Origin of the sequence: Brevibacterium sanguinis, assembly GCF_039528855.1 — a bacterium.
Classification (GTDB): Bacteria; Actinomycetota; Actinomycetes; order Actinomycetales; family Brevibacteriaceae; genus Brevibacterium; species Brevibacterium sanguinis.
The window spans coordinates 164,676-174,023 of sequence record NZ_BAAAMB010000014.1 but is presented as its reverse complement, the minus strand read 5'-3'; the positions used below and the strand labels follow the sequence as shown (position 1 = coordinate 174,023).

Sequence of the window (9,348 nt, the reverse complement as noted above, 5' to 3'; positions counted from 1 at the left end):
ACTGGCAAGAGAGAATCTCCTTCTTCCAATCTCCCTGCCTCTATTATCCCCGGGGCATGACATCCCACCACAACGGGTGCCTCCGGTCGAAAGCACGCACCCAACGCAATAATCCGTTCACGTTACCCCACCACCCGGGACGATCACACGTCCCGCCGCTTCAACAACAACCAGGCCGCCCCGCCGAGCACAACCAACCAACCGAGCAGGACAATGGCTGCCGTCCCGCTGCCATACGGATCGGCAATCAAGCCACCGGAGCGGATCACATTGATCGCGGTCAGGGGCATGAAGTCAGCGAGGCCAGCGACATTGTCGGGCACGAGAGAGGGTAAGAGCTGCGGTCCAAGCTGGAAGACGCCGAAGTACAGGCAGATGGCCGCGGCGGCATTGCGCGTCAGACCTCCCAGCACCAGGCCGAACACGGCCCCGAACGGCATGGTAGCTGTAGCTCCGAGAACGCCCCAGAACATACGAGGATCAAACAATGACATCCCATCGGCCGAGGGAACAGTGCCTGTGATCTGCAAGATGACATATAGCAGCAACGACATCACCATCGCCAAAACCGCAGTCACAGCCGCGAGAACAGCCGCCTTCGCCATGAACATTCCGGTGCGGCGAGGGACAGCAACCAGACTCATTCCTATGGAGCCACTGCTGTACTCGCTGGTTATCGCGAGAACGCCCGCGATAATCAGCACGATCATCCCGAGAGGGTAGACTGACGTGAAGGCAAAGGGGATATCCCCGGCCTGCCCGCTGGAGAACTTCGTCCCATCGATGATGAGGCAAACTGTCACGGCAGTGGTCGCCGCAAACGCCGTCAGCACGGTGTAAACGAGCGAACGCACCGACCGCAGCTTCGTCCATTCGGAGAGCAACAGCCCGAGCGTAGTGACCCGGGCGGCTCCCAGGTCGTCCTGATGTGGCCTCGAGAGAGTCGTGGCCAGGGAATTCTGTGCCGCGCCGTTCATTCCGCAGCCTCCTGAAGGTGCGCGCCGTGCACAGGGGCGCCTTGCGTGATCTGCATGAAGGCTTCCTCCAACGAAGCCCGATGTGTCTCGAGCCCGTACAAAACTATACGTGCCCCCGCGGCGATGCTGCCGATCTCGCGCGCAGCGAGACCTCGCACATCGAGAGATTCGGAATCGGTCGATGACACACTCACGCCCGGCCCCTGCAGAGCTCTGGCCAACGCCCCGGCTTCGGGCGTGATCACGCGGACAGTCTCCGGCGAAACCGAAGAAACGACCGCTTCAACCGATCCGACGGCCAGCAACTCTCCACCGCCGATGACTACGAGGTCTTCGGCGATCAGGGCGAGTTCGCTCATGAGATGCGAGGACAAGAACACCGTCCGCCCCTCCGTCGCTATCCGGCTGAGCAGCGTGCGCAACCACAAGATGCCGTCCGGATCGAGACCATTCGTCGGCTCGTCGAGCACCAGAATCTCCGGGTCTCCGAGCAGCGCAGTCGCGATCCCGAGACGCTGCCCCATCCCTAAGGAAAAACCACCAGCTCGCCGGAAGACAACCGACCGGAGACCGACCATTTCCACGACATGCTCGACGCGCCGCCTCGGTATCCCGTTGGAATACGCCACGGCCAACAAGTGGTCGTAACCGCTGCGGCCCGGGTGCACACCCCGAGCATCGAGCATCGCACCCAAGTGCCGAAGCGGATCGTTGAACTCACGGTAGTCCTTCCCATCGATGCTGATTCGTCCCGCCGTCGGCCGATCAAGCCCAACAAGCATCCTCATCGTCGTAGATTTCCCGGCACCGTTCCTCCCAAGGAACCCAGTGACAGCCCCAGGACGAACAGTGAAAGAGAGATCATTGACGGCTGTCGTCGCGCCATATCTCTTGGTCAAGTTCTCAGCTGTAATCATGACTTCCACGATATGAACACCAGAACGCAACGAAATCCGCCCGAGGTACACACTTCAGCGCTCCCGGCAGTACCGCAGGCCTGCGCCCAGCGTACTACTCGAACAAACCAGACCCTTGCCGGCGACCCTGACCCATTCAGCTCTTGCCGGTTAGAGCCCTAACCGACTTTCATGCGGTACGTGGCCGCCCGTGGTCGCAGACCAGACCTGGGTAATGACGCTGACGTGCACAGGATCTGGGTGATCGGTCTGGTAGACCCTTCGAGGGTCGGGGCTTGCCCGCAACCCTCCGCGGACCCAGCCGCCTGCCCAGTGCTGGCGCGCCCGAATGCGCCTCAGCCACCTCGGCGAAGAAATTCTGCGAAAAATTCTCCACATGTGGAATAACTCGGCGCTCCACAAAGTTGAGTCTAGTGTACGCAACTTTGATGAGGCGGGGATTGACGATCTCAGCCGGGAAGAGAATACTTGAGTCCATCAGACTCAATGTGCGCGATCGGGCCCTCCGGTTCGGCCGCTCGCATTCAGCCCGAGACGACTCTGAGAGTTAAGGAGAAACGATATGGCACGTGCAGTTGGAATCGACCTCGGAACCACGAACTCCGTCGTCGCCGTCCTCGAGGGCGGTGACCCCAAGGTCATCGCGAACATGGAGGGCGGTCGCACGACCCCGTCCGTCGTCGCAGTCAACAAGAACGGGGACTCCCTGGTCGGCGAGATCGCCAAGCGCCAGGCCGTCACCAACGTGAAGAACACCGTGGCGTCCGTCAAGCGCCACATGGGCACCGACTGGGACACCGAGATCGGCGGCAAGAAGCTCACCGCTCCCGAGGTCTCCGCCCGCATCCTGCAGAAGCTCAAGCACGACGCTGAGGAATACCTGCAGGAGAAGGTCACCGACGCGGTCATCACCGTTCCGGCCTACTTCAACGATGCTGAGCGTCAGGCCACGAAGGACGCCGGTGAGATCGCCGGCCTCAACGTCCTGCGCATCATCAACGAGCCCACCGCTGCCGCTCTGGCCTACGGCCTCGAGCGCGGCAAGGAAGACGAGCTCATCCTCGTCTTCGACCTCGGTGGCGGTACGTTCGACGTCTCGCTGCTCGAAGTCGGCAAGGACGACGACGACTTCTCGACCATTCAGGTCCGTGCGACCTCCGGCGACAACCGCCTCGGCGGTGACGACTGGGATCAGCGGATCGTCGATTGGCTGGTCGAGCAGGTCAAGAACAACTACGGCGTCGACCTGACCAAGGACTCGACGGCCATGCAGCGTCTCAAGGAGGCCGCTGAGCAGGCGAAGAAGGAGCTCTCGTCCGCGACGAGCACCAACATCTCCCTGCAGTACCTCTCGATGAGCGAGAACGGTCCGATCCACCTCGACGAGACCCTCACCCGGGCGAAGTTCGAGGACCTGACCAAGGACCTCCTCGAGCGCACGAAGGCCCCGTTCCACGCGGTGATGAAGGATGCCGGCGTGTCCGTCAAGGACATCGACCACGTCGTCCTCGTCGGCGGTTCGACCCGTATGCCCGGCGTCACCCAGGTCGTCACCGAGCTCACCGGAGGCAAGGAGCCCAACAAGGGCGTCAACCCCGATGAGGTCGTCGCGATCGGCGCTGCCGTCCAGGCCGGTGTGCTCATGGGCGAACGCAAGGACGTCCTGCTCATCGACGTCACCCCGCTCTCGCTCGGACTCGAGACCAAGGGCGGCGTGATGACGAAGCTCATCGAGCGCAACACCCCGATCCCGACGAAGCGCTCGGAGACGTTCACCACGGCTGAGGACAACCAGCCGTCGGTGTCGATCCAGGTCTTCCAGGGTGAGCGCGAGTTCACGCGCGACAACAAGAACCTCGGCACCTTCGAGCTGACCGGCATCGCGCCGGCTCCGCGCGGCGTGCCGCAGATCGAGGTCGCGTTCGACATCGACGCCAACGGCATCGTCCATGTCTCGGCCACCGACAAGGGAACCGGCAAGGAGCAGTCGATGACGATCACCGGCGGCTCGGCCCTCCCCAAGGAGGACATCGAGCGCATGGTGCGTGAGGCCGAGGAGCACGCGGAAGAGGACAAGAAGCGCCGTGAGGCCGCTGACGTCCGCAACAACGCGGAGAACCTCGCCTACCAGACGCAGAAGCTGCTCGACGACAACGCCGACAAGCTGCCCGAGGACATCAAGACCGAGCTCCAGGGCGACGTCGATGCTGTCAAGGAAGCTCTCAACGGCGAAGACGACGACGCCGTGAAGAAGGCGTTCGACACGCTCACCGAGAAGCAGCAGAAGATCGGTGAGGCCATCTACCAGCAGCAGGAGTCCGGCGCGGCCGGTGGCGCTGCCGGTGGTGCCGACCAGGGCAGCAGCGACGCAGGCACCGGTGCCGACGACGATGTCGTCGACGCCGAGGTCGTGGATGATGATGAGGACGAGGGGAAGAAGTAATGACGACCGAGGGCAACGATCCGTCGTCCGAGGAGCCAGGCTTCACCTTCCATGACAAGCGTCGGGTCGATCCCGAGACCGGTGAGCTCCGTCCCGAAGCCGACCCGCAGTCGGCTTCGGGGGAGTCCGGTGAGGGAGCCGACACCGAGGAGGTGCTGGCCGACGCCAGCGACCTCGGTGTCGAGATCCCGGCCGACGCCTCATCGCTCAACGACACCGAGGCGGCCGGCAGCGAACCCGCTCCCGGCTCCGAGGCCGCGGCCCACCTCGCCGACCTCAAGCGCATCAACGCCGAGTACGCGGCCTACCGGATGCGCGCCGATCGCGAACGCGAGCGGGCGTCCGTGGGCGGAACCGTCAAGGTCGTCGAGGCCTTGGTTCCCGTCCTCGACGAGGTGCGTCTGGCGCAGGAGAACGGCGACGTCTCCGGGCCCTTCGAGGCCCACGTGAACAAGCTCATCGACGCGCTGGCCAAGGTCGGCGTCGAGCAGTACGGCGCAGTCGGCGACGAGTTCGATCCGCACCTGCATGAGGCTCTCATGCAGCAGCCGTCGGACGAAGTCGAGGTGCCGACGGTGTTCATGGTCATGCAGCCGGGCTACCGCATGGGTGATCGCATCATCCGCGCGGCCCGCGTCGGCGTGCAGCAGCCAGAGGACTGACCGTTCCACCTTCGCCGAGGTGACCCGCCACCCCAGCGTCCGGCCACGGACGCTGGGAGCGGGGACCGCCTCGGCGACGGTCCGGAATCACCGGGAGGGAAGCCTTCGCGGGGATTGCGGATTGTGAGCAGACAGATGAACGGACGAATGACAGAGCCGGGGCGGACACGCACCGGCAGGCACAACAGGACTGAGAAGAAGGGAGGTGCCAGATGAGTACCGGACCGCAGAACGACTGGTTCGAGAAGGACTTCTACAAGACCCTCGGCGTCTCCAAGGACGCGTCGGACTCCGAGATCAAGAAGGCCTACCGCAAGCTCGCGCGGAAGTACCATCCGGACGCGAATCCGGGGGACGCCGAGGCGGAGGCCAAGTTCAAGGAGATCGGACAGGCCCACCAGGTGCTGTCGAACAAGGAATCGCGCGAACAGTACGACCAGGTCCGCGCCATGGGCAGCGGTGCCAGGTTCAGCGCCGGCGCCGGTGGTGCCGGGGGAGCCGGCGGCGGCTTCGACGACGTGTTCTCCGACCTCTTCGGAGGCGGCGGGCGCACCCGGACCCGGACGACCTACAGCGGCGGCGGGTTCGGCGGCGGCAGCGGCTACGGCGACGTGCCCCCGGATCTCGCCGATCTCCTCAACGGGTTCGGCGGCGGGTCGTACGGCGGCTACGGCGGCGGTTACGACACGGGCTTCGGCGGCGGATATTCGCCACCGGTCAAGGGCGGGGACATCAAGTCCTCGACGAACCTCAGCTTCACCGAGGCGGCCAACGGCGCATCCGTGAAGCTGCAGATGCCCGGCGGCAAGCCGCTGACCGTGCGCACCCCGATCGGCGTCAAGGACGGACAGAAGATCCGACTGGCCGGCAAGGGCAAGCAGAGCCCGAACGGCGGCGATCCCGGTGACGTCATCCTCACCGTCCACGTCAAGCCCCACCCGGTGTTCACCCGCGACGGGGACAACCTGCGGATGGACCTGCCGGTGAGCTTCGACGAGGCGGCGCTCGGCGCCGAGGTCAAGGTGCCCACGCTCGGCGGTCAGCCGGTGAAGGTGAAGATCCCCGCGGGCACGCCCTCGGGTCGGACCCTGCGGGTGCGCGGCAAGGGCGTGAAGACGAAGAAGGGCACGGGCGATCTGCTCGTCACCGTCGAGATCGTCGCGCCGAAGAACCTCTCGAAGGAAGCGAAGGAAGCCGTCGAAGCCTACAAGGCGGCGACGGAATCCGACGACCCGCGTGCCGGCCTGCTCGATCGGGCCAAGGCAAGCTGAGGCAGTGAGGCAGGATGCAGTTCTCTCAGAGCGCAGCGCTCTACGTCATCTCGGTGGCGGCGGAATTGGCGGGGATGCACCCGCAGACCCTGCGGCAGTATGACCGGATGGGTCTCGTCACCCCGCAGCGCACGGCCGGCAAGGGCCGACGCTACTCGGGGCGGGACATCGCCAAGCTGCGCCTGATCCAGCATCTCTCGAAGGACGAGGGGGTCAACCTCGTCGGGATCAAGAAGATCATGGAGATGCAGAACCAGATCGACGCCCTGCGCAGCCGGAACCGGGAACTCGAGGAGGAGGTCCTCGCCGAGGCGGCGGCACGCGAACGCGATTCGCGTGTCTTCGCTGCCGGTTCCGGCGGCGATGTCGTCTCGATCGCGCGCGGCCGGCGACCCAAGGTCACCGCCGAATCGGAGGCCGGTGCCGTCGTGCTCTACGACGATTTCACCACCCGAAGAGTGCGCGGCCCGGCGAAGGCGTGAGGGAAATTTGAGCGGCACCGAGCGGCTGTGACGGCAGCCTGAGCGGCAACGGGTGGCTGTGACCAGGGGCGGAGCATCATTTCCAGGGGCGGAGCGATCCGCCCCTTTCTCATGCCCGGATCGGGTTGTGGCCAGTTCGCTCTGAGATGGCCAAGGCTGCCTTGGCCATCTCAGTCTCAACTGGCGCAAACCGGGCCCCGACCCGGATTCCACCGGCGTTGCGCGTGGGGAGGTCGCTTGTCCGGCACACGCCCGTTTCGCCGACATCGCTCGACCTGTGTAACCCCGCCGAACCACCCGAACGTCGCTTTGGCTCATCCTGTTTTGGGCGGCTCACGTTTTGAACAGAGCCGCTCGAACCAGGATGAGCCGCAACGTGAGGCTGCGAGGGTGGGAGCCTCAGAGGGCGCGAGTCATGGGTTGCGAGAACTCACGACAGGCAACCGTCCGGCGGCCAGAGTCGTGTGAGCGCACTGCGCCTACCAGGGCACCTGGTGCGCGGCACTGTCCGCTGTCGAAACACAGGCGAAACGTTGCTCGCCACGGGACGAAACAATCGACTGTCAGGATGGGCGCTGTTGAGATCGACGAGCGACCGAGGAGACCACCATGACGATGTCTGCAGACAAGTCGACGGCGCCACCGGGGACGAGCCGCGAGGCGAAGGCCGCAGCGCGCGAGAGTCTCGAGGACTACACTCTGAGATTCGCGCCGCGCTCCTACCGCACGTGGGCACCGGCCGTGGTGGCGACGAGTGCACTGGGCGGCATCGCGTATCTCGCTGACTTCTCGATCGGCGCGAGCATCGGCCTGGCTCACGGCACAGCCAACGGCATCCTCGGCATCCTCACGGCGGCCATCATCATCTTCCTCACCGGCTGGCCCCTGGCCTTCTACGCCGCGCGCTACAACCTCGACCTCGATCTCATCACCCGCGGCGCAGGGTTCGGGTACTACGGCTCTGTGATCACGAACATCATCTTCGCCACCTTCACGTTCATCTTCTTCGCCCTCGAGGGATCGATCATGGCCCAAGGGCTCTATTTGGGACTCGGCATCCCGCGCCCGCTCGGCTACCTCCTCTCCACCGTCATCATCTTCCCGCTCGTCATCTTCGGCATGAAGGCGCTGGCCCGACTGCAGGTCTCGACGACACCGCTCTGGCTCGTCCTCATGGTCGTCCCCGTCGGCTACCTCATCGCCTTCCAACCGGAATCCGTGAGCACCTTCTTCGCGTACCAGGGCGAGAGCGGCGAGAGCGCGAACTTCGCCTCGGCCATGCTCGCCGCCGGAGTCTGCCTCTCGCTCATTGCCCAGATCGCCGAGCAGATCGACTACCTGCGATTCATGCCCCCGCGCACTCCGGCCAACCGTCGCAGCTGGTGGACGGCGGTGATCCTCGCCGGTCCGGGCTGGGTGATCTTCGGTGCGATCAAGCAGATCATCGGCATGTTCCTCGCCGTCTACCTCATCGCCAACGTGCCCGGGGCCACCGGATTCGCGACCGAGCCGGTCCAGCAGCTGCTCGCCACCTACGAGCAGATGATGCCGCAATGGCTCGCCCTGCTGCTCGCCGTCGTCCTCGTCGTCATCTCCCAGGTGAAGATCAACGTGACGAACGCCTACTCCGGGTCACTGGCGTGGACGAACGCATACACCCGGATCACCAAGCGCTACCCCGGGCGGATCACCTTCCTCGTCGTCAACCTGCTCTTCGCTCTGGCGCTCATGGAGCTCAACATGTTCGACTTCCTCAACGCGATCCTCAGCTTCTACGCCAACCTCGCGATGTCGTGGATCTGCGTCGTCGCCGCGGACATCGCCATCAACAAGTACGTGCTGGGACTCTCACCGAAGACCCCGGAGTTCAGGCGCGGCATGCTCTACGACTGGAACCCGGTCGGCGTCGTCTCCCTCGTGCTCTCCGGTGGGGTGTCCATCGCCATCTACTTCGGTGCCTTCGGGGCCGCGGTCCAGCCGTTCTCCCCGCTCTTCGCCGTCGGCATCGCCATCGTCGCCACACCGCTCATGGCGATCATCACCCGGGGGCGCTTCTACCTGCGTCGACAGGACGACGGCATCGACGTGCCGATGTATGACGACCACGGCAACCCCACGGATGCGACCCTGTGGTGCCACGTCACGGAGATGGAGTTCGAGCGTCCCGACATGATCGCCTCGGCGAAGACCGGACCGAACGGGGAGACGCTCTATCTCAGCTCGCTGGCACTGTCGACCGACCGCCTCGGCGAACATGTCCTGCCGGCCGACCCTGTCCGGGAGCGCTGATGCATTTCACACCGGGGGACACGGAGAAGCTGCTGCTCTCCGTCGCCGGCATGGTCGCCCGCGATCGCCTGTCGCGGGGGGTTCCGCTCAACTATCCCGAATCCGTTGCGCTGCTGAGCACGTGGGTGATCGAGCGGGCGCGTGAGGGGGCCGCGGTCGAGGAGCTCATGGTCACCGGGCGGGAGGTCCTCAGTCGCGACGATGTCATGGACGATGTGGCGCCGATGCTCCACGACGTCCAGGTCGAGGCCACGTTCCCCGACGGGCGCAAGCTCGTCACCATCCACAATCCCATCGACTGACAGGA

At 64.8% G+C, this 9,348-nt stretch carries 8 protein-coding genes; 6 read left to right on the top strand and 2 right to left on the bottom strand.

Going from position 1 to position 9,348, the window contains the following annotated elements; translation table 11 throughout:
- Window positions 1-143 precede the first annotated feature (143 nt).
- A complete protein-coding gene (locus ABD154_RS15540; RefSeq protein WP_344251613.1) occupies window positions 144-977 on the bottom strand; it encodes an ABC transporter permease in 834 nt (277 codons plus the stop codon).
- A complete protein-coding gene (locus ABD154_RS15535) occupies window positions 974-1,894 on the bottom strand; it encodes an ATP-binding cassette domain-containing protein (RefSeq protein ID WP_344251612.1) in 921 nt (306 codons plus the stop codon). The genes ABD154_RS15540 and ABD154_RS15535 overlap by 4 nt, the downstream gene beginning before the upstream one ends.
- A 562-nt stretch (window positions 1,895-2,456) precedes the next feature.
- Between ABD154_RS15535 and dnaK the strand changes: the two genes are divergently transcribed.
- The 6 genes from dnaK (at window position 2,457) to ABD154_RS15505 (ending at window position 9,343) form a co-directional block, all read left to right on the top strand.
- Window positions 2,457-4,337, top strand: a complete 1,881-nt coding sequence (gene dnaK / locus ABD154_RS15530; protein ID WP_344251611.1) for a molecular chaperone DnaK — start codon at window positions 2,457-2,459, stop codon at window positions 4,335-4,337.
- Window positions 4,337-4,999, top strand: a complete 663-nt coding sequence (locus ABD154_RS15525; RefSeq protein WP_137824516.1) for a nucleotide exchange factor GrpE — start codon at window positions 4,337-4,339, stop codon at window positions 4,997-4,999. Before dnaK ends, ABD154_RS15525 begins: the two co-directional genes overlap by 1 nt.
- A 212-nt stretch (window positions 5,000-5,211) precedes the next feature.
- Window positions 5,212-6,270, top strand: coding sequence for a DnaJ C-terminal domain-containing protein (locus ABD154_RS15520; RefSeq protein WP_344251610.1), 1,059 nt, complete (start codon window positions 5,212-5,214; stop codon window positions 6,268-6,270).
- Window positions 6,271-6,284: 14 nt separating this feature from the next.
- A complete protein-coding gene (locus ABD154_RS15515) occupies window positions 6,285-6,752 on the top strand; it encodes a heat shock protein transcriptional repressor HspR (protein WP_137824518.1) in 468 nt (155 codons plus the stop codon).
- A gap of 615 nt (window positions 6,753-7,367) precedes the next feature.
- A complete protein-coding gene (locus ABD154_RS15510) occupies window positions 7,368-9,041 on the top strand; it encodes a purine-cytosine permease family protein (protein WP_344251614.1) in 1,674 nt (557 codons plus the stop codon).
- On the top strand, window positions 9,041-9,343 hold the full coding sequence (locus ABD154_RS15505) for an urease subunit gamma (protein ID WP_137824520.1): 303 nt from the start codon (window positions 9,041-9,043) through the stop codon (window positions 9,341-9,343). The genes ABD154_RS15510 and ABD154_RS15505 overlap by 1 nt, the downstream gene beginning before the upstream one ends.
- The last annotated feature ends 5 nt before the right edge of the window (window positions 9,344-9,348 follow it).